Origin of the sequence: Massilia yuzhufengensis (genome assembly GCF_900112225.1) — a bacterium.
GTDB lineage: Bacteria > Pseudomonadota > Gammaproteobacteria > Burkholderiales > Burkholderiaceae_D > Telluria > Telluria yuzhufengensis.
Genome location: NZ_FOLD01000048.1, coordinates 1 through 23118, shown reverse-complemented (window position 1 = coordinate 23118; position 23118 = coordinate 1). Strand labels below are relative to the sequence as shown.

16 protein-coding genes and 2 rRNA genes are annotated in these 23118 nt (G+C 67.3%); 15 read left to right on the top strand and 3 right to left on the bottom strand.

Going from position 1 to position 23118, the window contains the following annotated elements:
* Positions 1-66 precede the first annotated feature (66 nt).
* Positions 67-179, top strand: a 5S ribosomal RNA gene (gene rrf, locus BM031_RS24105).
* A gap of 127 nt (positions 180-306) precedes the next feature.
* Here the strand turns inward: rrf and BM031_RS24100 are convergent.
* A complete protein-coding gene (locus BM031_RS24100; RefSeq protein ID WP_091877370.1) occupies positions 307-1524 on the bottom strand; it encodes a M20/M25/M40 family metallo-hydrolase in 1218 nt (405 codons plus the stop codon).
* A 201-nt stretch (positions 1525-1725) separates the two neighbouring features.
* Here BM031_RS24100 and BM031_RS24095 point away from each other — a divergent pair, with 201 nt between their 5' ends.
* The 6 genes from BM031_RS24095 to BM031_RS24070 all read left to right on the top strand — a co-directional run bounded on the left by BM031_RS24095 (position 1726) and on the right by BM031_RS24070 (position 8868).
* Positions 1726-2034, top strand: coding sequence for a hypothetical protein (locus BM031_RS24095; RefSeq protein ID WP_177207892.1), 309 nt, complete (start codon positions 1726-1728; stop codon positions 2032-2034).
* A 146-nt stretch (positions 2035-2180) separates the two neighbouring features.
* Complete coding sequence (locus BM031_RS24090; RefSeq protein WP_091877368.1) at positions 2181-3659, top strand: DUF2868 domain-containing protein; 1479 nt, start codon at positions 2181-2183, stop codon at positions 3657-3659.
* A complete protein-coding gene (locus BM031_RS24085; protein WP_091877366.1) occupies positions 3656-5146 on the top strand; it encodes a DUF3482 domain-containing protein in 1491 nt (496 codons plus the stop codon). Before BM031_RS24090 ends, BM031_RS24085 begins: the two co-directional genes overlap by 4 nt.
* A gap of 107 nt (positions 5147-5253) precedes the next feature.
* On the top strand, positions 5254-5727 hold the full coding sequence (pedF, locus tag BM031_RS24080) for a cytochrome c-550 PedF (RefSeq protein ID WP_091877374.1): 474 nt from the start codon (positions 5254-5256) through the stop codon (positions 5725-5727).
* Between the two features lie 19 nt (positions 5728-5746).
* Positions 5747-6580 carry a substrate-binding periplasmic protein gene (locus BM031_RS24075; protein ID WP_091877365.1) on the top strand — a complete coding sequence of 278 codons (834 nt, stop codon included), beginning with the start codon at positions 5747-5749 and terminating at the stop codon, positions 6578-6580.
* Positions 6577-8868 carry a TonB-dependent receptor gene (locus BM031_RS24070; protein ID WP_091877363.1) on the top strand — a complete coding sequence of 764 codons (2292 nt, stop codon included), beginning with the start codon at positions 6577-6579 and terminating at the stop codon, positions 8866-8868. Before BM031_RS24075 ends, BM031_RS24070 begins: the two co-directional genes overlap by 4 nt.
* Here BM031_RS24070 and BM031_RS24065 read toward each other — a convergent pair.
* A complete protein-coding gene (locus BM031_RS24065; RefSeq protein WP_091877361.1) occupies positions 8865-10982 on the bottom strand; it encodes a TonB-dependent receptor family protein in 2118 nt (705 codons plus the stop codon). The genes BM031_RS24070 and BM031_RS24065 overlap by 4 nt on opposite strands.
* 160 nt (positions 10983-11142) lie before the next feature.
* Here BM031_RS24065 and BM031_RS24060 point away from each other — a divergent pair, with 160 nt between their 5' ends.
* The 7 genes from BM031_RS24060 (at position 11143) to BM031_RS24030 (ending at position 20470) form a co-directional block, all read left to right on the top strand.
* Positions 11143-12087, top strand: a complete 945-nt coding sequence (locus tag BM031_RS24060; protein ID WP_091877359.1) for a beta-propeller fold lactonase family protein — start codon at positions 11143-11145, stop codon at positions 12085-12087.
* A gap of 163 nt (positions 12088-12250) precedes the next feature.
* The gene (adh, locus tag BM031_RS24055) at positions 12251-13771 is read left to right on the top strand and encodes an aldehyde dehydrogenase (protein ID WP_091877357.1); all 1521 of its coding nucleotides are present in this window, start codon (positions 12251-12253) and stop codon (positions 13769-13771) included.
* Between the two features lie 24 nt (positions 13772-13795).
* On the top strand, positions 13796-14194 hold the full coding sequence (locus BM031_RS24050; RefSeq protein ID WP_091877355.1) for a DUF779 domain-containing protein: 399 nt from the start codon (positions 13796-13798) through the stop codon (positions 14192-14194).
* Between the two features lie 27 nt (positions 14195-14221).
* Positions 14222-15964: a PQQ-dependent methanol/ethanol family dehydrogenase gene (locus tag BM031_RS24045; RefSeq protein WP_091877353.1), complete on the top strand. Its 1743-nt coding sequence runs from the start codon at positions 14222-14224 to the stop codon at positions 15962-15964.
* A 286-nt stretch (positions 15965-16250) separates the two neighbouring features.
* Entirely contained in the window at positions 16251-17402 is a 1152-nt protein-coding gene (locus tag BM031_RS24040; RefSeq protein ID WP_091877351.1) for a porin, read from the top strand.
* An 18-nt stretch (positions 17403-17420) separates the two neighbouring features.
* The gene (locus BM031_RS24035; protein ID WP_091877349.1) at positions 17421-19490 is read left to right on the top strand and encodes a 4Fe-4S binding protein; all 2070 of its coding nucleotides are present in this window, start codon (positions 17421-17423) and stop codon (positions 19488-19490) included.
* Positions 19491-19492: 2 nt separating this feature from the next.
* Positions 19493-20470, top strand: coding sequence for an FAD:protein FMN transferase (locus BM031_RS24030; protein ID WP_091877347.1), 978 nt, complete (start codon positions 19493-19495; stop codon positions 20468-20470).
* A 2-nt stretch (positions 20471-20472) separates the two neighbouring features.
* Here BM031_RS24030 and BM031_RS24025 read toward each other — a convergent pair whose 3' ends face one another.
* Complete coding sequence (locus BM031_RS24025) at positions 20473-22413, bottom strand: sigma-54-dependent Fis family transcriptional regulator (RefSeq protein ID WP_091877372.1); 1941 nt, start codon at positions 22411-22413, stop codon at positions 20473-20475.
* A gap of 614 nt (positions 22414-23027) precedes the next feature.
* Here BM031_RS24025 and BM031_RS24020 point away from each other — a divergent pair.
* Positions 23028-23118: ribosomal RNA gene (locus tag BM031_RS24020) — 16S ribosomal RNA — on the top strand; the annotation flags it as partial.

Genomic DNA, 23118 nt, shown 5'->3' with positions numbered 1-23118 from the left:
AAAAAAACTACTTCTTCCAGATTCAGAGTTTTTGACCAGTTGGTCAAAGACTCGTACAAGTCAAAGCCTGATGACCATAGCAAGTCGGTCCCACCCCTTCCCATCCCGAACAGGACCGTGAAACGACTTTGCGCCGATGATAGTGCTGCAACCAGTGTGAAAGTAGGTTATCGTCAGGCTAGTTATAAGAAAAAACCCGCAGAGTGATCTCTGCGGGTTTTTTTGCGTTTGGGCGTTGGATATTCGAGTCGCACCCGCGCAGGCGGGTGCCTGATTTGACCTTGGCTGCAGCACGCCAGCCCCAACTCACTGCGCCGAAAGCTCCACCATATACGCCGCCGCGAGTCTCGCAAACTTCAATGCATGCGCCGTTTGGCTTCCTGAATGGGCCAGCGTGTCCTTGCCCGTGTGGATGTAAGGATTATCGCGCGCCATCGAGGACTCAAATGGCATTGAGGCCGGGTAGCCCTGGGCATCCCAGCTTGCGTGATCCGAACATCCGTAGCCGCACCTGTCGTAGCCGACCTTGAGCGAGGGCAGATAGGCGCCCGCCAACTGGGCGAGGAATGCGTTCTGCGGGCCGTTCGTATAATCGGTGATCAGGTAGATGTCGTTCGGCGCGCCCTTGTAGTTGGTCATGTCCAACTGCAGCACCCCGGCCACCTTCTCGCCGGCCTGCCTGAAACTGCGGGCAATCTCTTGCGATCCCCGCAATCCCGCTTCTTCAGCCGCATAGGCGACGACATAAATGGTCCTGCGCGGCCGGTAGCCGCTCCCGATGATCGCGCGCAGCGCTTCCGTCATGCTCGCTACCCCGGACGCATCGTCGTCCGCGCCCGGTGCGCGGGCCGTTTCGCTCATGCCGAAGCTGAGGATCGAATCCAGGTGCGCTCCCACCACGACCTTTTCATCGGCCAGGTCGGTGCCGGCGATCGTCAGGGTGACCGACGGCTGCGGATATGCTGGATGCACGACTTGGGCTACCGAGATGTCGTCGCGCCCGGTCGCCAATCCGCGCCACGCCGACAGCAGCCAGTTCGACGCGTCGACACCCAGGCGGCTGCGGTAATAGCGGTTGGCGAAGCCGCTCAATCCCACGATCGTGGCTTCGATGTGTTGCTCATCCATGCTGGCGAGGATGGGCTCGACCAGGTCGCGATGCTTGATCTCGTACACGCGTGCCGGCGGAGCGGCGGCGCGCCGTGCGAGTGCGGCCCGTGCCTCGGCTTCGCTGGCGTGATACATGAAGCCGCCGCATTGCCCCATTCGCTGGTGGATGGCAGCCGTCACGGCCCCGATCCTGGATTCATCCATGACGACCGCGTGGACCTTCTCCGCAGCGCCCGCCACGCCGAATTGCCGGCTGTCGATGACCACGATATCGGGAGCGGCTGCTTTTACCTGCCGCAAGGCCCCGTCGCCGATCGTGATCCAGGCCTTGCGTTTTACGGTGGGGCCCGTGCTGGCGGCAATGCCGAGGGAAAGGAAGGACAACACGCAGAGCGTCAGGAAGGGCGACTTCATGATATTTCCTTCTGGCATACCAGGCAAAAATGCTAGCAGTCCAAGCCTGGCAGCCGTTTGCTGCGCCTCAACGCAGCCTCTCCGTTACCTGAGCGGTAATCGTACGGCGATTCCTACAGTGTCTCGGAGTCTCCTCCTATACAGCGCCCTTGCTTCGGCGCGCATGATCGATTCACCGTGTCAGCAAAGGGAGGAGGGAACATGAAATCGAAGGATAAGGGCCTGGGTGGAGACAAGCGTTCGCGCGGCCCCCACAAGCCGAAAACCGTGAGTGTCGCGGAAGGCAGCCTGCAGTCGCGTGCACCAGGGGCCGTGATGCGCGGCGGACCCGACACGCTTTTCCCGACCGCGAACACCGGCTCGCAGCAGTCCGATCGAAGCCGTGCGGGTGCGACGACCAACGGATGGAGCGCACGCCAGCGCGGCGAGCGGATGCAGGCGCGGGCCGAGCAAAACCGCCAGGGAGAATCCCGGCAATCCGGGGCAGGCACGAAGCAAAACGCGAGTTGATTCCCGACGGAACCATCGCCAACCCGGGCTTGCCGGGTTTTTTTACGCTTGCCGCCCGCGCATCGCAGGCGCGGGAACGGTCCCGGTCCCCAAACTGGGGCACAATACACCTGTCAGCTTGCCATTTCAACCACGACGGGAGCAGCATGAACGAACAGGTCGCACGCAATGTCGTGCTGGTGCGCGCCATCGAGTCCGCCGACGCCAAGCATGAGGTGCTGAGCGACGACGACCGCAAGTACGCAAGCCGCAGCGCGAAGGAACTCGCCGCCTGGCAGGCCGCCGACGGCAAGACCGCCGTCACCCAGCATCACTTCCTGCAGCAGCGTTCCGAACAGATCCTCAAACGTCTGGGCGAACGCTCGCCCGCTTTCGGCGCCTTCGCTACGCGCCGCCTGGGCCTGGGCGGCCTATGGCTGGCCTTGCCCTTCCTGGCACTAATGGGCGGCGCCGCCATCGACCGCATCGCCGATCCGCATCGCGTCGACCTGCTGTCCGCGCCCTTCCTGCTCATCATCGGCTGGAACCTGCTGGTCTACCTGTTCATGGCGGTGTGGGCACTCATTCCCGGCAAGCGCCATGGCTGGGCCGGCCCGAACCTGCTGCGCCGCCTCAGTGTCGGCAAGGCCGCGGTACCGCGCAAGCTGCCGGCGCCCATGGCCGACGGCCTGGCCGCCTTCATGGCCGAGTGGGCCGCGCTGAGCGAACCGCTCACGCGCGCTCGCCTGTCCCGCACCATCCACCTGTCGGCTGCCTGTTTCGCGCTTGGTGCGATTGCCTCGCTGTACGCGCGCGGCCTGCTCACGCAATACGTGGTCGGCTGGGAGAGCACCTTCCTCGATGCGCGCGAAGTCCATACGCTGCTGTCCTGGCTGTTCGTGCCGGCGATGAGCGTCTTCCACTTCTTGCAGGGCTTCTCGCTGGCCGAGATCGAGCAGCTGCGCTTCGGCCGCACCGTGAGCGCTGCGACCGGCGCGCGCTGGGTCCACCTGTACGGCGCGACCTTGCTGCTGCTGGTCGTGCTTCCGCGCCTGCTGCTGGCGGGCTTGGCCGCATGGCGTGCGCGCCGCTTGGCCCGGCACTTCGCGCTCGACCTCGACCAGCCCTACTATCGCAAGCTGGCCGACAGCATCGGCGCCGGCACCCCGGCCCTGCTGCGCGTCCTCCCCTACAGCTACACGCTGGACGAAGCGCGCGACCGCGGCCTGTGGGCGCTGGCCGCATCCGCACTGGGCGCGCAGGCGCGTGTCCAGCTCAGGCCCGCGGCGCCCTACGGCGTCGACCCGAAAGAAGGGCTGCGCGACACCGCCCTGGACGATGCCGGCGTCACCGTCACCGCCGCCCTGTTCAGCCTTGCGGCCACACCGGAAAAGGAAAACCACGGCGCCTTCCTCGACTACCTCAGCAAACACGTGCGGCGCGGCGTCGCCGTGCTGGTGGACGAATCGCCCCTGGTCGAGCGCATCGGCGAGCAGCCGGACGACGCGCGCCTGGCCGAGCGGATCGCCCTGTGGCGCCAGTTCTGCAGCTTCCACGGCACCTCGGCCACGGTCGTCAACCTGGCCCGGCCCGACAAGTACCCGCTTGAACTGGGCGCTGGGCTCGCCCTGCCGGAGCTGCGATGAGCGACGCGCCCGTGAAGGTCCAGTTCGCGCTGGTCTCGCACACCAACAACGGCAAGACCACGCTGGCCCGTACGCTGGTCGGCATGGACGTGGGCGAGGTGCGCGACGCCGCCCACGTGACCCAGTTCGCCGAAGCGCACCTGCTGCAGCAAAGCGCGGCGGGCGATACGCTGGTGCTGTGGGATACGCCAGGCTTCGGCGATTCGGTGCGCCTGCTCAAGCGCCTGTCAATGGCGGGCAACCCGATCGGCTGGTTCCTGCGCGAGGTGTTCGACCGCTACCGCGACCGTCCGTTCTGGCTCAGCCAGCAGGCGCTGCGCGCGGCCAAGGAAGAAGCGGACGTGATCCTCTACCTGGTCAATTCGTCGGAGTCGCCGCAGGACGCCGGCTACCTGCCGTCCGAGATGAAGATCCTCGAATGGCTCGGTAAACCAGTGGCCGTGCTGCTCAACCAGATGGGGCCACCGCGTCCAGCATCCGACGAGTCGGGCGAGCAGGCGCGCTGGCGCCAGCACCTGGCGCAGTATCCGGTGGTGAAGGACGTGCTGCCGCTGGACGCCTTTGCGCGCTGCTGGGTGCACGAAACCGTGTTCTACGAAGCGATCGGCCGGCTGATCGACGACGCCAAGCGGCCCGGCTATGCGCGCCTGCTCGACGCCTGGTCCGGCGCCAACCGCCAGCGCTACGCCGGCGCGCTGCGCGTCTCGGCCGAGCAGCTGGCCGCCGCCGCCCGCGACCACGAACCCATCGCGCAAGAGGGCCGCAACCTGCTGCGCAGCGCCCTGAAAGCGGTCGGCATCGGCAAGGACGAGGAGCGCCGCCAGGAGCTGGCGATGGCCGCGCTGGTCGCGCGCCTGAACGACCGCATCAATGGCGCTACCGCGCGCATGCTGGCCCTGTACCGGGTCGACCCGGGCCAGGCACTGGCCATCAATGCGCGCGTGCGCGACAATTTTGCAGTGCGCGCGCCGGTCGACAAGGCCCAGGCCGGGCTGCTGGGCGCGGTGGTGTCGGGGGCGGCCACGGGCCTGTCGGCCGACATGATGGCAGGTGGCCTGACCATGGGGGCCGGCGCGCTGCTCGGCGCCATCGTCGGCGGCCTCACCATGGCCGGCGCGGCCTGGGGCTTCAACCAGGGAACCAGCCGCGACAAGCCGGGCGTGCAGTTCGCCGATCCCTTCCTGCAGTCGCTGCTGGTGGGGGCGATGCTGCGCTACCTGGCGGTGGCCCACTTCGGCCGCGGACGCGGCAACTGGGTCGAAGGCGAGGCGCCCGCCTTCTGGCAGGCCGAGGTCGAGCAGGCGCTGGCCACGCAGACAGTTACGCAGCCCAAGCTTTGGGAAGCCGTGCGCGCCGCGCCCGATGCCGCGGCAGCGGCGGCGCTGGTCGAAGCCGTGCTGTTTCCCGCGACCGACGCCACGCTGGCCAGGCTGTACCCGGGCGTCGCCTTGTCCGCACAGGTGACAGGTGAACAGCAGCTGATGTGACACCTGTTCCAAACTGGCACAGGCCAGCGCCTTAAAACCTGTGCCAGGCGATGGCATGCCATTTGCTCCTGCTGGAGTACAAGATCCATAACCAGCAGGAGACACCCATGAAACACCTGATCCGCATCCTATTCGCCGGTACTGTGCTCGGCATCGCCGGTTTCGCCTCGCTGCCGGCCACGGCCCACGGTCCCGTCACGCCGCAGGCGGTCGACACCAAGGGCCTGCCCGCGCTGGGCGACAAGTGGCGCGACGAGAATCCCTTCCGCACCAATCCGCAAGCCCTCAAGATCGGCGCCTCGGCCTATAACCAGAACTGCGCACGCTGCCACGGCCTGGAAGCCGTCTCCGGCGGCATCGCGCCCGACCTGCGCCAGCTCGACCGAGATTGCACGGACATGAAGAACGCCACCAAGAAGGCCGCCTGCATCAAGGAGATGGACAACTACTACCTGACCAGCGTCCGGGTCGGCAAGGTGCGCAACGGCGCGGTCTACATGCCGCCGTTCGAGGGCGTGTTCAACCAGGAAGCGATGTGGGCCATCAAGACCTACCTCGATTCGCGCCGCGAAGCCAACTGAACCCCTCGAGAGGCCAGGTATGAAACGACGCTGTTTTGCGCGCGCAGGCGTGCTGCTGGCTTGCGCCGCCGCGGCGGCTACCCTGGCCGCACCCGCGCGGGCGGATTGGGACAAGCTGCGCGAGCGCGGCACCCTGAAGGTGGCCGTCTATAACGAGTTCGCCCCGTTCTCCGGCAAAGAAGGCGGCATCGACGTCGACCTGGCGCAGGCGCTGGCGGCGAAACTGGGCCTGAAACTGAGCCTGCTGCCCTTCCCGGCGGACGAAGAAGTGGCCGACGACTTGCGCAGCATGGTCTGGAAGGGCCACTACCTCGGCTATGGCCCGGCCGATGTGATGATGCATGTCCCGGTCGACAAGCGGCTCATGAACGACAACCCGCAGGTGCGGATCTTCGCGCCCTACTACGTGGAGACGCTGCGCCTGGTGCGCAGCGCCCGCGGCATCCCGCAGTTCGAGGGCATCGATTCGCTCGCCGGCAAGCGCATCGGGGTCGAGAAGGTGTCGATCTCCGGCATGCTGATGCTGGGCGAAGGCGAGGGCAGGTTCCGCGAACAGGTCCACATCTACCCGAGCGCCGCCGAGGCGCTAGGCGCGCTCAGGGCGGGCAGCCTGGACGCGGTGCTGGCCAAGCGTTCCGAGATCGAAGCGGCCCTGCGCGGCGACCCGGAATTCCCGCTGGAAGACCTGGCCTTCCAGCGCATGCCGCGCGCCGGCTGGGCGGTCGGGATGGCGGTCCGGAAGGACGACGAGGAACTGGCGCGGCGCCTGCAGGCGGCGCTCAACGAGCTTTCCGCCAGCGGCGAACTGGCCGCGCTGTTTGCGAAGCATGGCGTGAAAGTGGCCAAGCCATGAAGGCGCGCCTGAACCGGTGGGTGGGACCTGTGGGCCTGCTGCTGGCCACGCAGGGTGTAGCGGCAGCCGGGCCCGAAGGGGCCGCGCTGGCCCGGGTCGAGATCGTGGGCGTGCTGCCCTTTGCCGACGCCGGCATCGAGGCCGACCGCCTGCCCTATGCGCTGCAGTCGCTCGACCGCGAAGCGCTGCGCGACGGCCAGGGCGGCAACCTGGTCGAGACCATGGCGCGCAAACTCAATGGCGTCACGGTCAACGAGATCACGGGCAGTCCCTTCCAGGTCGACCTGAGCTACCGCGGCTTCCGGGCTTCGCCCCTGCTCGGCACCTCGCAGGGCCTGTCGGTCTACCTGGACGGCGTGCGCATCAACGAAGGTTTCGGCGATGTCGTCAACTGGGACATGGTGCCCGAGGCGGCCATCGGCCGGCTGGCGCTGGTCCCAGGGTCGAACCCACTCTACGGACTCAATACGCTGGGCGGCGCGATCGCGCTCGAGACCCGGAGCGGCCTCACCGACCCCGGCGCCGACCTTGCGGTAACCGCCGGCTCGCACGGGCGGCGCCGGGTCGACCTGGCCTACGGCGCCAACCGCGATGGCTGGCACGGCTTCGTGGCCGCCACGCTGTTCGACGAGGAAGGCTGGCGCCGCCATTCGGCTGGACATCTGGCCAACGCCCTGGTGAAGCTGGGACGCAAGGGCAGCGCCACCGACTGGAGCGCCACGCTGTCGGGCGGCCGCAGCCGCCTGCTCGGCAATGGCCTGCTGCCGGATGGCCTGTATGACGACGACCGCCGCGCCGTCTACACCTACCCGGACCGCAGCAGCAACCGGGTGGCGCAAGGCAGCCTGCGCCTGACGCACCGCCTGCGCCCCGGCATGGAGATCAATGCCCTGGCCTATGTGCGCGACAGCCGGCGCGACACTGTCGGCGGCGATGTGGGCGACGCCTACGCCGACTATGTCGAAGACTGCGCCGATGGCTTCGAGGCCAATGGCGAACCCGAGGATCGGGACGAATGCGGGTTCGAGCGCGACGACGGGGAAGCACTGCACCCGGCCAGCCTGAACACCACCGCCACGCGCCAGCGCGGCAGTGGCGCCAGCATCAACCTGCACCGGCGCGCCGGCGCCAACGCCTTCGACGTCGGTGCGACGCTCGACCGCAGCCGGGTGCGTTTCGCGCAGTTCGAACAGGAAGCCTTTTTCACGCCATCGCGCGGGGTCGATGCCAACCCGGAAGAAGAGATCGAGCCCGCATCCTCGGTGACTGGCAGCGCGCGTATGGCCAGCGCCTACGCGGCCGCCACGCTGGGCCTGGGACGCGGCACCGACCTGACGCTGTCGGCGCGCTTCAACCGCGCCCGCGTCGGCAATACCCTGGTGACCGAAGACGGCCCGAAGCCGCACGAATCCTTCACCTATTCGCGCCTGAACCCGTCCATCGGCCTCACGCATGCGCGCGGCGGCCTGACCTGGTTCGCCAATGCCGCCCAGAGCAACCGCGTGCCCACCGTGATCGAACTCGGTTGCGCCGACCCTGCCGAACCCTGCCGCCTGCCGGTAGGCCTGCAGTCCGATCCCTACCTCAAGCAGGTAGTGTCGCGCACCGTGGAAGCAGGGGTGAGGAGTGAAGGCTTTGGCGCCACCGTGTTCCGCACCGTGAACCGCGACGATATCCTGTTCGGCCGCGCCGGCGCAACCCGGGCCGGCTATTTCTCCAACTTCGAGCGCACCGTGCACCAGGGGGCGGAACTGGATTGGTCCTTCCGCAAGGGCGGCCTGTTCCTCAAGGCCGGCTACAGCTACCTCGACGCCACCTATGGCGCGCCCGGCACCCTGTTCACCGGTGCGCGCTCGGTTCGGGTGGACAGCGGCACCCGCATCGCCGGGCTGCCGCGCCATACGCTGAAGCTGAATCTCGATTGGGAATTCCGCCAGGGCCTGGTGCTGGGCGCCGAGCTGCGCGCGCTGTCGCGCATGGCCAGCCAGGGCAACGAGGATGGACGGGTGGACGATGAAGGCGACGCCAGCGGCGACTGGGGCATCGCGGGACACGCGCTGCTGAACCTGCACGCGAACTGGACGCCTGCGCCGGGCTGGCAGGTCTTTGCCCGCATCGGCAATGCGCTGGACCGGCGCCACGAGAGCTTTGGCGCGCTGGCAGTCGACCTGTTCCCGGGCGGCCGCCTGCTGCAGCCGCACACGGGCGCGGTCGACCCGGAAATCACGCGTTTCGTGGCGCCCGGCGCGCCGCGCACACTGGCGGCCGGGCTGCGTTACCGCTTCTAGAACTGATACTGGGCGCTTGCGCCCAGTATCCAGTTGCGGCCCGGGGCGCCTTCGTAATAGCGGCGGTTGGTATCGCCGACAATCACCGAACCCACATAGTCGCGGTCGAACAGGTTGTTCAGCCGCGCGAACTGCTTCAGGCGCCAGCCACCCAGCTGCTGGCTCGCGTGTACGCGCGCGTTGACGATGGCATAGCCCGGCGCCGGCGTTTGCGTATTGCTGTCTTCCGCATACACACGGCCATTGGCGATGGTCTCGAGCGCCGCGCCGAAGCGGCCCTGCGCTTCCTTCCAGCCAAACTCGCCATAGAAGCTGGTCTTGGCGATGCCGGGCAGGCGGCTGCCCTCGGCCACGGCGCCGAAGCCTTCGTCATAGATCGCGCGCAGTGCGGTCAGCGCCAGCTTGGCATTCCAGCCTGCGCCGAATTGTGCAGCCAGCGACAGCTCTCCGCCCTGGCGCAAGGTGGCGCTGGCATTGCGGTAGCTGGTGCGCCCGCCGGCCGAGCTGTCCACCACCAGCTCGTCCTTGGTCCGCACCTGGAACAGCGCGGCGTTGAGGCGCACGCCGGACGCCAGCATGGCCTTGAGGCCAGCCTCCAGGTGGGTGCCGATGGCCGGGCTGAGGCTGAAATTGAATCCCGCGCCGGTGCCGGAGTAGAACAGCTCGTTCAGGGTCGGCGTTTCGAAGCCGCGCGCTGCGCTGGCGTAGACGTTCAGCGCCGGCGAGACCTTGTACAGCACGCCTGCCAGCGGCGTGGTGTGGCGGTAGTCGACGCTGCCGCTGTCGTTGCCGTTCGAGAGATAGCGGTCGCGCACGCCGAATTCCAGGCGGCTGCGGCGCACACCGCCCGTGAGGACCCAGCGGCCGCCTTCCCATTCCAGCTGGGCGTAGGGGTCGCTGCTGCGTACTTCGTTCTCTTCGTCGCGCCGCAGGTTGCCCTTCACGCCAAAGGTATTGCCGATGAAGTTTTCGAAGCCCTGGCGCGCATCCGTCGAACGTGCCAGCTCGAGCCCGACCGTGGCGCGCAAGGTGCCGCCCGCCACCTCGCGCACCATGCGCCAGTTGGCGTCGATCCCGTGGAAGTCGCGGTCGAAGTCGATCACGCCGCCCGAGTGGGTAGGCGGAGCCTGGAAGCCGCGCGAGAACGACTGGTACTGGATTACGCGGCGATTGCCGCCCCAGGCGGTGACCTGCAGCCGGTCCGGCCCGAAGCGGCCTTCCCAGGACACGCCGAACTGCTGGTGGTCGATGCTCTTGCGCGTGTCGTAGCGCTCGGCCAGCGTGCGCTGGGGCGACTGGGTGTCGGTGGTGTCGATCTCGCCGGCGCGCGGGTTGCGCTGGTAGGTGGCCCAGGTGACGCCGAGCGGATCCTGCGTATCGTCCTGGCGCAGGCCGCTGGCCGTGATCGCAAGGCGGGAGGTAGCGGAGGGCTCGACCACCAGCTTGGCATAGGCCTGCTCGCGGGTGGCGGCGCTGTGGTCGCGGTAGCCGTCGGTCTCGAAGCGCGAGGCGTCCAGCAGGTAGCCCAGCGCACCGCTGCTGCCCTGGGCGTTGACGTCGAGCTTGCGCAGGCCGTCGCTGCCCGCCGAGAAGCTCGATTCGATCGCGGGCGGACCTTTCGGATCGCGCGTAAACAGCTGGACCACGCCGCCGGAGTGGTTGCCGTAGAGCGCAGAGAAGGGACCGCGCAGCACTTCGATGCGCTCGGCCATGTCGAGGTTGAAGGTCGCGGCCTGGCCCTGGCCGTCCGGCATGGTGGCCGGGATGCCGTCCGCCACCAAACGCACGCCGCGCACGCCGAAGGCCGAACGCGCGCCGAAGCCGCGCGAGGAAATCTGCAGGTCTTGCGCGTAGTTCTGGCGGTCGCGCGCAACCAGGCCCGGCACCGCGGCCAGGGCTTCGGAGGCGTTCACGCGCGGCTGGGTGTCGCGGATCTGGGAGGCGTCCACCACGTCGATGGCGGCGGGCAGGTCGAAACTGGTGTGCTCGGCGCGGGTGCCGCTGACCACCACCACGCTGACCGGGTTGCGTATCTCATCGGCGGCAGCGGCGCACAGGGGCCAGCATGCGCACACGGCGGCGATGGCGTTCAGGCGTATTGCATAGTGCTTCATCGGGTCTCCATTCGTTTGACAGCATGCCTCTCGCGGGCGGCCGTGCTATCCCGGAAAGCAATATACCTGCCATGGTGAAAACACGTGCGCACCCCAGTGGCACGGCGCTTGCATTTAGACCGGCAAGGCGCAGCGTCTGCGCCGTCACGAAAGGTCGACCATGTTCCTGATCCGCTCCAGCCTTGTCCTTGCAGGCATCCTCTTGTGCACCAGCGGCGCCGCGGCGCCGCTGGCCTACGTCCCCAATGAAAAATCCGCCACCCTGAGCGTGATCGACACCAGCACCGGCGCCGTGCTGCGCGAGTTCGCCGCCGGCAAGCGCCCGCGCGGCATCGCCGCCGACCCCGCCGGCCGCACCCTGTTCGTCACCGACGCCGCCAGCAGCGCGCTGCTGGCGCTGGACGCCCATGCCGGCACCCTGCTGGGGTCGATCGCCCTGGGCAAGTCGCCCGAGGGCGTCAGTGCCTCGCTCGACGGCCGCTACGTGGCGATCGCTGTGGAAGAAAACCACAGCGTCACGCTGGTGGACGCCGCCACCCGGAGCATCGTGGCCGACATTCCGGTCCAGGGCCGCAACCCGGAGCATGCCGTGTTCAGCCCGGACGGGCGCTGGCTCTTGGTGAGCGCCGAAGATGCGGAGCAGGTCGACGTGATCGACGTCGCGCTGCGCAAGCAGGTGGGCTCGGTCGCCGTCGGCCTGCGCCCGCGCGGCATCGGCTTCAGTCCCGACGGCAGCCGCGCCTATGTCGCCTGCGAGCTGGCCAATGCGGTCCACGTGATCGACATGGCGGCGCGGCGCGCGCTGGCAGCCATCCCGGCGGGCCGCAACACCGCCGGCATCGCCGTGCATCCGGACGGCAGCCGGGTGTACGCCTCCAACGGCATCGACGGCACGGTGACGGTGATCGACACCGCCACCAACCAGGTCAGCGCCACCATCCCGGTCGGCAAGCGGCCCTGGAACATGGCGCTCACGCCGGACGGCGGCCGCTTGTACGTCGCCAATGGGCGCTCCGACAGCGTGTCCGTCATCGACACCGCGAGCGCGACCCGCATCCAGGACATCGCGGTCGGCCAGCTGCCCTGGGGTGTGCTGATCCGCTGAGCTGTTCAAGTTTGGAACAGGTGTACCAGAAACGGCCGCCGCCGCAGCCGGAAAGCGCGTCTGGAAGGGCAGGAAAGGGCTGGCACGACCCTTGCGAAACGATTGAAGTGCCACACAGACCGTTGCCGAAAACGGAACCCAACACACCAACATAGAGGATGACATGAATCTCGCGGACATCAACAAGCTCGGCGTCGCCAACCCGTTCAAGCAACGCTACGACAACTACATCGGCGGCCGCTACGTCGCGCCGGCCAAGGGCGAGTACTTCGCCAACATCACCCCGATCACCGGCCAGCCTTTCTGCGAGGTGGCGCGCTCGACCGCCGAAGACATCGAGCTGGCGCTGGATGCCGCCCATGCGGCCAAGGACGCCTGGGGCAAGACCTCGCCGGCCGAACGGGCCAACATCCTCAACCGCATCGCCGACCGCATCGAGCAGAACCTGAACCTGATCGCCACCGCCGAGACGATCGACAACGGCAAGCCAATCCGCGAGACCATGGCCGCCGACATCCCGCTGGCGATCGACCACTTCCGTTACTTCGCCGGCTGCATCCGCGCCCAGGAAGGCTCGATCGCCCAGATCGACCACGAGACCTATGCCTACCACTACCACGAGCCGCTCGGCGTGGTCGGCCAGATCATCCCGTGGAACTTCCCGATCCTGATGGCGGTATGGAAGCTGGCGCCTGCGCTGGCCGCCGGCAACTGCGTGGTCCTGAAGCCGGCCGAGCAGACCCCGGCCTCGATCCTGGTGCTGATGGACCTGATCGGCGATCTGCTGCCGCCGGGCGTGGTCAACGTGGTCAACGGCTTCGGCCTGGAGGCGGGCAAGCCGCTGGCCTCGAACAAGCGCATCGCCAAGATCGCCTTCACCGGCGAAACCGGCACCGGCCGCCTGATCATGCAGTACGCGGCGCAGAACCTGATCCCGGTCACGCTGGAACTGGGCGGCAAGTCGCCCAATATCTTCTTCGCCGACGTGATGGATGCGGACGACGCTTTCTTCGACAAGTGCCTGGAAGGTTTCGCCATGTTCGCGCTGAACCAGGGCGAGGTCTGCACCTGCCCGTCGCGCGTACTCATCCAGGAATCGATCTACGAGCGCTTCATCGAGCGCGCGCTGGCCCGTGTCGCCGCCATCAAGCAGGGCAACCCGCTCGACGCCTCGACCATGATCGGCGCCCAGGCGTCGCAGGAACAGCTGGAGAAAATCCTGTCCTACATGGACATCGGCCGCCAGGAAGGCGCAGAGGTGCTGGCGGGCGGCGAGCGCAATACCCAGCAGGGCGAACTGGCCAGCGGCTACTACGTGCGTCCCACCGTGTTCAAGGGCGACAACACGATGCGCATCTTCCAGGAAGAGATCTTCGGCCCGGTGGTGTCGGTGACCACCTTCAAGGACGAGGAAGACGCGCTGCGCATCGCCAACGACACCCTGTACGGCCTGGGAGCCGGGCTGTGGACGCGCGACAGCGCGCGCGCTTTCCGCATGGGGCGCGCGATCCAGGCCGGCCGCGTGTGGACCAACTGCTACCACCTGTATCCGGCGCACGCGGCCTTCGGCGGCTACAAGCAGTCGGGCATCGGCCGCGAGAACCACAAGATGATGCTCGACCACTACCAGCAGACCAAGAACCTCCTGGTGAGCTACAGCCCGAACGCGCTGGGCTTCTTCTAGGCGCGCCCACCACCAGGATGCCCCATGACGACCTCGATCGATCGCGTGTGCGCGACGCCGGCCGCGCTGGCCTTTTTAGAAGAACTGCGGCGCCGCCACGGCCCGCTGATGTTCTTCCAGTCCGGCGGCTGCTGCGACGGCAGCGCGCCGATGTGCTACCCGGCCGGCGAATTCGGCCTGAGCGACAGCGATGTTTACCTGGGCAACCTGGACGGGGCGCCGTTCTACATGGGGCTGGAGCAGTTCGGCTACTGGCAGCACACGCAGCTGCTGATCGACGTGGTCGAGGGGAACGGCGGCATGTTCTCGCTCGATAACGGCACGGGCAGGCGCTTCCTCACGCGGTCGCGCCTGTTCACGGACGAGGAGTGCGCGCTGCTCGGCAACCAGCCGCCCCAGGGGCCACCAGCCCCGCATGCGTGACATCGACATAACAACAAGGAGACGACAATGAAGAAGAATCTGCTGTTCCTGCTGGCCGCATTGGCCACCGGCGGCGCCCATGGCGCCGACGTCAGCACCGCCATGATCGACAACGATGCCAAGGACGAGAAGAGCGTGCTGTCCTTCGGCATGGGCACCAATGGCCAGCGCTACTCGAAGCTCACCCAGATCAATACCGGCAGCGTGGGCCGCCTGGTGCCGGCGTGGTCGTTCTCGTTCGGCGGAGAAAAGCAGCGCGGGCAGGAATCGCAGCCGCTGATCCACAACGGGAAGATGTTCGTCACCGCGTCCTACTCGCGCATCTTCGCGGTCGACCTCAAGACCGGCGCCAAGCTGTGGAAATACGAGCACCGCCTGCCGGACGGGATCATGCCCTGCTGCGACGTGGTGAATCGCGGCGCCGCCCTGTTCGGCAACCTGGTGATCTTCGGCACCCTCGACGCCCAGCTGGTGGCGCTCGACCAGGCCACCGGCAAGGTGGTGTGGAAGGAGAAGGTCGACGACTACGCGGCCGGTTATTCGATGACCTCGGCGCCGCTGATCGCGAACGGCATGCTGCTCACCGGTGTCTCGGGCGGCGAGTTCGGCGTGGTCGGCCGGGTCGAGGCGCGCAACCCGCTCACCGGCGAACTGCTGTGGATGCGCCCCACCGTCGAAGGCCACATGGGCTACCGCTACGACAAGGACGGCAAGGCGATCGATGCGGGCGTGAGCGGCACGGTCAACAAGACCTGGCCAGGCGAGTTGTGGAAGACCGGCGGCGCGGCCACCTGGATGGGCGGCACCTACGATGCCGGCACCGGGCTGGCCTATTTCGGCACCGGCAACCCGGCGCCCTGGAACAGCCACTTGCGCCCGGGGGACAACCTGTATTCCTCGTCGACCGTGGCGCTGGACGTGAAGACCGGCCAGATCAAATGGGCCTACCAGAACACGCCCAACGACTCCTGGGACTTCGACGGCGCCAACGAGTTCGTGACCTTCGACATGAACGGCAAACGCTATGGCGGCAAGGCCGACCGCAACGGCTTCTTCTACGTGATCGACGCCGCCAACGGCAAGCTGCAGAACGCTTTCCCGTTCGTGCGCAAGATCACCTGGGCCAGCAGCATCGACCTGAAAACCGGCCGCCCGAACTTCATCCCGGCGAATCGCCCGAGCGACCCGACCAAGGGCCAGGACGGAAAGAAGGGCTCGACCGTATTCGCCGCGCCCGCCTTCCTGGGGGCGAAAAACCAGATGCCGATGGCCTACAGCCAGCAAACCGGCCTGTTCTACGTGCCGGCCAACGAGTGGGGCATGGATATCTGGAACGAGCCGATCTCGTACAAGAAGGGCGGCGCCTTCCTGGGCGCCGGCTTCACCATCCGGCCGCTGTTCGACGACTACATCGGCGCGCTGCGCGCCATCGATCCCAAGACCGGCAAGATCGTCTGGGAAGCCAAGAACACGGCGCCGCTGTGGGGCGGCGTGATGACCACCGCCGGCGGGCTGGTGTTCTACGGTACGCCGGAAGGCTACCTGAAGGCGCTCGACGCGAAGACTGGCAAGGAACTGTGGAAGTTCCAGACCGGTTCGGGCGTGGTGGCCCCGCCTGTCACCTGGGAAGAAGGCGGCACCCAGTATGTGGCGGTGGTGTCGGGCTGGGGCGGCGCGGTGCCGTTGTGGGGCGGTGAAGTGGCGAAGAAGGTCAACTTCCTCGAGCAGGGCGGGTCGGTGTGGGTGTTCAAGCTGGCCGGCAAAGGCTGATTCGCCTGGAATGACTCCGGTGTTGGAAGCGGGCGTGCATCGGTCGGGTGCGCAACCGTGCCATGTTTGCTGGCGGCTCCGGTCGCCAGCTTTTTTTTGGCCCGTTGCCGCCGTGTCGAACGGCCGGCGAACGATCCAGAACAGCACACCTGATCCGATTCGGCGCAGCAAAGTGCAGGTGAAGCACGCGTTTGGCCCCGCAAACCGCAGGCACGCTCCTTGCCATCGCAGTCATGTGCATCACTCGATGCAACCAACCACAAAAAAGTAGAAACGAGGAGACCTCATGAAGAAGATCTGCGTACTGGCCGCGCTGTCGGCCTGCGTCCAGCCGGCGATGGCAGTGGACATCAAGGCCGGTGACTGGACCGTCTCGGTCGGCGGCATCGTCAATGCCTATGCCACCGTCGTCGATTGCAGCGGCGGCCAGCCGGGGGGGCTGGCGCTGGGCGGCCAGGCCCTGGGTTGCGGCGGCGAAGAGCGCCGCACCACGATCGGCAACGGCCTGCTGCCCAATGCGCTGACGGCGGGCGCTTCGGCTAACCTGGGCGGCTACGACGTCAAGGCGCTGGTCGGCATCTACGCCGCCACCGCTACCGACAGCGCGATCGCGCAGAACAGCACGGTCGACGTGCGCCAGGCTTATTTTACTTTCGGCCGCAGCAGCCTGGGCACGGTCAAGCTGGGGCGCGACTACGGCATCTTCGGCAGCAACGCCATCCTGGGCGACATGACCCTGGTCGGCGCCGGCGCACCGGTGCAGGCCACGCAGCGCGGCCGCGTCACGCTCGGCCACATCGGCGCCGGCTATGCCTACCTCGGCACCTATGGCCAGATCGCCTACAGCACGCCGGCGTCGGGCAGCGGCTTCGGCGTCGACGTCGCCGTCATGAGCCCGGTGGCGGATACCCCGGTGGTGGCGGGCGCCGCGTATTCATCGAGTTCGTCGCCGCAACTGCAGGCGCAGCTGCGCGTCGCGCAGGGCGGCTTCAAGGCCTGGCTCGGCGCCAAGGGCCAGCGCTTCAATGCGGTAGCGCCCACAGTGCAAGACCTGTCGATGCGCGGCCTGGAGCTGGGCGCCTCGCTGCAGGCGGGTCCGGCAGGCTTCCTGGTGAACGTGCAGCGCGGCACGGCGCTCGGCATCCTGTCCGATGCCGACCAGGGCGACGTGCGCACCACCCACTACCTGGCCCAGGCCACCTACAAGGTGACGGATGCGCTCAAGCTGGGCGTCGGCTATGGCCGCAGCCGCAACAGCGACGCGGCGCCCGGCACCGCCGGCCTGAAGTCGAACGCCAACCTGACGCTGGGCGCCTACTACGCCCTCAACAGCGCGATCACGCTGGTGGCCGAAGCGGGCCAGACGCGTTCCGAAGCCTTCGCAGGACCGGAAGGCAAGATGAACGGCGTGTCGCTGGGCGGCATCATCTTCTTCTGACCTGTCCCGGACCACCCCATGCGTGCACTGCGCTTCCTCGTCCTGCTGCTGGTACTGGCTGCGAATGCGGCCGGCGCCGGCGTGCTCACGAAGGGGGAGCTGGTGCGCCGCTTTCCGGCGCCGCTGGTGGTGGGCGACAAGGCAGCGGAGGTGCCGGCCTGGCCGCTGTTCAAGCAGAACGGCACGGCGACCGAGTTGGTGGGGTATGTGTTCGAGTCGGCCGACCTGGCGCCGGTGCCGGGGTTCACCGGTGTGCCGCCCAACCTGCTGGTGGCGATCGACCCGAAGGGCACCTTCATCGAGGTGCGGGTGCTGTCGCAACATGAGCCGGTATTCCTGGACGGGCTGGGCGAGGAGCCGCTGCATGCCTTCGTGCAGCAGTACAAGGGCGTGTCGCTGGGCCAGAACATCGACGTCGGCGGCGCAGGTGGCGCGGGACGGGTGCAGCTCGACGGCGTCTCGAAGGCGACGGCGTCGGTGCGCATCGTGAACCAGAGCGTGCTGTCGGCGGCGCTGAAGGTGGCGCGTGCAAAGCTCGGTTTTGCGCAGGGCCGTGAGCCTGGAGACATCGCGCGCGTACGGGAAGATGTTTTCGAGCCGATGTCCCTGCAAGCGCTGCTCGATGCCGGCCTGGTCGAACACCTGCGGGTGCCGAACCGCGATGTGGAGCTGCTGTTCTCCGGCAGCCCCGGTGCGGGCCTCGACCCGGAAGCCCTGGCGCGGCCGGGCGAGACTTTTATCGACCTCTACCTGGCATGGGCCTCGGTGCCGGCGGTCGGCCGCAACTTGCTGGACGAGGCTAGCTGGAAGCGCCTGGCTGCGCGGCTCGACCCGGGCGACCACGCGCTGCTGGTGATGAGTGCGGGCCGCCACGGCTTGCTGGCGAACGATTTCGTACGGGGCAGTGTGCCGCAGCGGATCGCACTGCGCCAGGACGGCCTGCCGCTGGAGATGCGCGATCTCGACCTGGAACTGGGCCTGCGCGTAGCGCTGCCGGTGACGGAGATCGTGGCGCTGCGCGTCATCGCCCAGGCCGGGCTCGATCCTTCGCAGCCGCTCGACTTCAGCCTGCCGGTCACGCGCAGCAAGGGCATCGTCTATCCGGAGCAGATCACGCGCACAATCCCGCTGCGTTACCAGCTGCCCGCGCAGTTGTACAGCAAGCCGGAACCGGCGGCGCCCGCATGGCTTGCGAGCTGGCGCAGCCGCGCGCCGGACCTGCTGGTGCTGGCCGCGGCGCTGGTGCTGCTGGCGCTGGCCCTGGCCATGCCGCGCCGCCTGGCCAGGAATGGCAGGCGCTTCGCATGGGCGCGCCGCGCCTGGCTGCTGTTCACGATCGGCTTCATCGGCTACCACGGCCAGGCCCAGCTCTCGATCGTCAACATCACCGGCGCCGTGCAGGCGCTGCGCGAGGGCAGGGGACTGGGCTTCATGCTGTTCGACCCGATGACGCTGGCGTTGTGGGCTTTCGTGCTGGGCACGCTCCTGCCCTGGGGGCGCGGGACCTTCTGCGGCTGGCTCTGTCCTTTCGGCGCCTTGCAGGAGCTGGCCGGCCAGCTGGGCAAGGCGTTGCGGCTGCCGCAGTTGCGGATGCGCCGGCCGGCCGACCTGCGCCTGAAGCGCCTGAAGTATCTGGTGCTGGCGGCCATCGTCGCTGCGGCCTTGCTGGTTCCGGCGCTGGCCGACCGGCTGGTGGAGGTGGAGCCCTTCAAGACTGCGATCACGCTCGGCTTCGTGCGCAGCTGGCCCTACGTGGCCTGGGCCGCGGGCCTGCTGGCGCTGGGCATGGTTTCTTATAAATTCTTTTGCCGCTACCTGTGTCCCTTCGGCGCGGCGCTGGCGCTGCTGGGCCGGGTGCGGGTGTTCGACTGGATCGCGCGCCGCGCCGAATGCGGCGCGCCCTGCCAGACCTGCCGCCACCGCTGCAGCTACGGCGCCATCGCTCCGAATGGAAAGATCGAGTACGACGAATGCTTCCAGTGCCTGGACTGCATCGTGATCTACGAGAGCGATGCGCTGTGCGCGCCGCGCATCCTCGAGCGTAAGCGTGCGCGCACCATTTCCATCATGCCGGTGGCGGGAACGTGACCATGCGACGACGCACCCTGATCGCAGCGGGGCTGGGCGCCATGTTCGGGCTGCCCGGCATGGCAACTGCGGGCATGCGGCTGCACCGCGGCGCGGCGCTGGCCTTCGGCACCACTGTGTCGGTGGCGGTGCGGCATGCCGACGCAGGCGCGGCGCAGCGCGCCATTGCAGATGCGCTGGCGGCGGTCGGGCAGGTCCACCGCCTGATGAGCATCTACGACCCTGCCAGCGAGGTGTTCCGCCTGAACCGCGACGCCACGCTGCAGCGGCCCGACCCCCGTCTGCTGGAGGTGCTGCGCCATGCGCGCGCCCTGTCGCGCCTGTCCGGCGGCGCTTTCGACATCACGGTCCAGCCCTTGTGGCAGGCCGGACGCAAGGCGGCGGAGCGCGGCCGCATCCCGACCCGCGAGGAACGCGAATGCGCCCGCACCCTGGTGGGCTGGCAGGACGTCGAAGCCAACGGCGAGCGGGCGGTGCTGCGCCGCCCCGGCATGCGGATCACCCTGAACGGCCTGGCGCAAGGCTATGCGGCCGACCTGGCGCTGCGCGCGGTGCGCAGCCACGGCGTGCAGCATGCGCTGCTGGACACGGGAGAATTCGCCCCGGCCGGCAACGCGGGCGAGCGGCCCTGGATGCTGGGTGTGCTCGACCCGCGTGCGGCGGGCGGCCTGGCGGCGGCCTTCGCGGCGGACGGGCGCTGCGTGGCGACGTCGGGCGACTACGCGTCCCCATTCACGGCCGACCTGCGCCACCACCACATTGTCGATCCGGCCACGGGCCAGTCGCCGCCCGAACTGGCGAGCGTCACCGTGCTGGCGCCCACCGCGCTGGAGGCGGACGGCCTGTCGACCACCTTTATGGTGATGGGGGCGCGCCGCGCCCATGCGCTGGCGGCGCGCTTGCCGGGCGTGGACCTCCTGAGCATCGACAAGCGCGGCCACGCCTGGCGCTCGCAGGGCTTCCCGGAGCTGCGCGCATGAACCTATTTCAGGTGCGGCAGCTTGCGATAGATGGTGTTGCGCGACACGCCGAGCGCGCGCGCGGTGGCCGAGACGTTGCCGCCGTTGGCTTCCAGCGACTTCATAATGGCGCTCAGCTCCATCTCTTCGAGGTTGGCGCCGCTGGCCACCATCTGCGCGGGGGAGCCGGCGTGCGCCGTCGGCAGCTCCGCCATCGCGTCGATATCGTCGAGGAAGTCGTCGGGCATGTGGCGCAGGCCGATTTCATGTTCGTCGCCGGCCATGATGATGGCGGTGCGCAGCAGGTTGGTCAGCTGGCGGAAGTTGCCGGGCCATCTGTGGCGGCGGAACAGGCGCAGCGCTTCTTCCGACATCGTGTACGGGCCGCCATCGGATTCAGTCGACAGGATCTTCCGGACGACGGTCTCCAGGTCGGTGCGTTCGCGCAGCGGCGGCAGCTTGACCACGAGGCCATTGAGGCGGTAATACAGGTCTTCGCGAAACAGGCCCTTGGCGATGCGTTCGCGCAGGTTGTGGTTGGTGGCGCAGATCAATTCCACGTTCACGGGAATCGATTTGCCGCTCCCGAGCGGGGTCACCATCCGCTCCTGCAGAACGCGCAGCAGGTGGGCCTGCAGGCTGAACGGCATGTCGCCGATCTCGTCGAGGAACAGGGTGCCACCGTTGGCCTGCAAGATTTTGCCGGACGCGCCCTTCTTGCGCGCGCCGGTGAAGGCGCCTTCTTCGTAGCCGAACAGCTCGGACTCGATCAGGCTTTCCGGGATCGAGGCGCAGTTCACGGCCACGAAAGGCCCCATGGCGCGCGGCGAATCGTTGTGGATGGCCTGGGCCAGCAGTTCCTTGCCGGTGCCGGTCTCGCCCATGATCAGGATGGGGATGTCGCGGCCCAGCACCCGGTTGACCTTGTCGATGACCTTTTCGAGCTGCGGATCGCCGGTGTTCAGGTAGCGCAGTCCGGACAGCCGGCGCGGCTTGGGCGGCGGCGGCGCGGCGATCGCCGGCTCGCCAGGGTTGGTAAGCGCATGGGCGCCGCTGCCCAGCCGCAGCTCGGCGCGGCCGCGCACCCGCACGCCGTTGTGCATGCACAGGTCGAGCAGGCCGGGCATCGCGGTGCGGTAGTGGTCGAACAGGGCCGATACCGGCAGGCCGAAGAGCGAACTGAAGGTATGGGTCTGCAGCGCGGGGAGGGACAGGCCCAGGTGGAACAGGCCGTTGCGGTTGGCGGCCAGGAAGCGTCCGCCCTGGCTGAACGCGCAGATCCCTTCCATGAGGGTGCCGATGAATTCGGGCCGCGCATGGAAGCGCAGGACGATCGCATGCTCGAAGGTGGCGGCGAACAGCTGGTTCTCGATCATCAGCGCAGACATGCGCACCAGGGCCATGGTGTGCTTGTGGTAGCTGCGCCGGTCGCCGCTGACATCGAGCACGCCGATCACCTTGCCCTGGTGATCGGTGATGGGCGCAGCGGAGCAGGTGAGGAAGTGGTTCGAGGCCAGGTAGTGCTGGTCCGCGTGCACCAGCGAGGGCGCCTTTTCGGCGATGGCGGTGCCGATCGCATTGGTGCCCATCCGGTCTTCGGACCAGCCGACGCCCTGGGTAAGCGCCACGCGGTTGGCTTTTTCCAGGAAATCCGCATCGCCCAGCGAATGGAGGATCACGCCCTGCGCATCGGTCAGCAGGACCATGTTGTGCGTGTTGATGATTTGCTGGTAGAGCGTCTCCATCGCCGGCACCGCATGGGCATGCAGCAGGTGGTTCTGTTCGAGCAGGAGCGAAATGTCGCTGCGCGCCAGCGGCATGAAGTCCGGGCGGGCGCCGGGGCACAGGCCGTAGCCGGCCGACCGGAGATGGGAGGTCTGGATAACCTCCGCAGTATCGCTGTTCCAATGCGCAGCCGCGACAGACGTGCCGGCCGGCGACTCCCCCGCTGAGTCTTGATGCATCATTCCATGTCTCCTTTTGGCCCCGTAGCGGGGCTCTTGTGCTGGAACTGCTGTCCCATAATGTAGCACCTGTGTCAGTACAGAACAAACCGGCCTGCGGTTCGGCCGCGAGTCGCGTGCTCACGCACGGTGCATGACATCCCTATGCAAATGTAATGCCATGCCACGCACAGGGAAATGAGACAGGCTTGCGGACACGTGAAACCTTTGTTATGATTCGCCTCCGCTTCAGGGGCACTGCAAAGTGCTGGACTAAAAAGGTTAACGTAATCAAGTGGTTACGGTGACAAGTTCCACAGAGAAATCTGAGCTGAAGCAAAAACAGGATTGACGAGCTAAGCGAAACACTGCATAATCTCATTCCTCTGCTGCTGACGAACACAACGCTTCGCCAGATACAGCAAGGCAGTACCGAATACCGTTCTTTAACAATCAACAGTCGATAAGTGTGGGCGTTTGATGAAGGTGCCAGTGACTTCGGTCATTGATTACTTAAATTATCAAATGTTCACAAAAGTATTAAGCGTTGTCCCAGCAATGGGATAACGGTCAGTATCTTGAGTGAGCGACCTACCAGCAATGGTAGTGACACGAAAGTGTCAAAAACAGAGATTAAACTGAAGAGTTTGATCCTGGCTCAGATTGAACGCTGGCGGCATGCTTTACACATGCAAGTCGAACGGCAGCGCGGGGCAACCTGGCGGC

Coding starts and splice junctions, on each gene's coding strand:
- BM031_RS24100 (WP_091877370.1), bottom strand. CDS start 1,524: ATGAAGTCGCCCTTCCTGACGCTCTGCGTGTTGTCCTTCCTTTCCCTC.
- BM031_RS24095 (WP_177207892.1), top strand. CDS start 1,726: ATGAAATCGAAGGATAAGGGCCTGGGTGGAGACAAGCGTTCGCGCGGC.
- BM031_RS24090 (WP_091877368.1), top strand. CDS start 2,181: ATGAACGAACAGGTCGCACGCAATGTCGTGCTGGTGCGCGCCATCGAG.
- BM031_RS24085 (WP_091877366.1), top strand. CDS start 3,656: ATGAGCGACGCGCCCGTGAAGGTCCAGTTCGCGCTGGTCTCGCACACC.
- pedF (WP_091877374.1), top strand. CDS start 5,254: ATGAAACACCTGATCCGCATCCTATTCGCCGGTACTGTGCTCGGCATC.
- BM031_RS24075 (WP_091877365.1), top strand. CDS start 5,747: ATGAAACGACGCTGTTTTGCGCGCGCAGGCGTGCTGCTGGCTTGCGCC.
- BM031_RS24070 (WP_091877363.1), top strand. CDS start 6,577: ATGAAGGCGCGCCTGAACCGGTGGGTGGGACCTGTGGGCCTGCTGCTG.
- BM031_RS24065 (WP_091877361.1), bottom strand. CDS start 10,982: ATGAAGCACTATGCAATACGCCTGAACGCCATCGCCGCCGTGTGCGCA.
- BM031_RS24060 (WP_091877359.1), top strand. CDS start 11,143: ATGTTCCTGATCCGCTCCAGCCTTGTCCTTGCAGGCATCCTCTTGTGC.
- adh (WP_091877357.1), top strand. CDS start 12,251: ATGAATCTCGCGGACATCAACAAGCTCGGCGTCGCCAACCCGTTCAAG.
- BM031_RS24050 (WP_091877355.1), top strand. CDS start 13,796: ATGACGACCTCGATCGATCGCGTGTGCGCGACGCCGGCCGCGCTGGCC.
- BM031_RS24045 (WP_091877353.1), top strand. CDS start 14,222: ATGAAGAAGAATCTGCTGTTCCTGCTGGCCGCATTGGCCACCGGCGGC.
- BM031_RS24040 (WP_091877351.1), top strand. CDS start 16,251: ATGAAGAAGATCTGCGTACTGGCCGCGCTGTCGGCCTGCGTCCAGCCG.
- BM031_RS24035 (WP_091877349.1), top strand. CDS start 17,421: ATGCGTGCACTGCGCTTCCTCGTCCTGCTGCTGGTACTGGCTGCGAAT.
- BM031_RS24030 (WP_091877347.1), top strand. CDS start 19,493: ATGCGACGACGCACCCTGATCGCAGCGGGGCTGGGCGCCATGTTCGGG.
- BM031_RS24025 (WP_091877372.1), bottom strand. CDS start 22,413: ATGCATCAAGACTCAGCGGGGGAGTCGCCGGCCGGCACGTCTGTCGCG.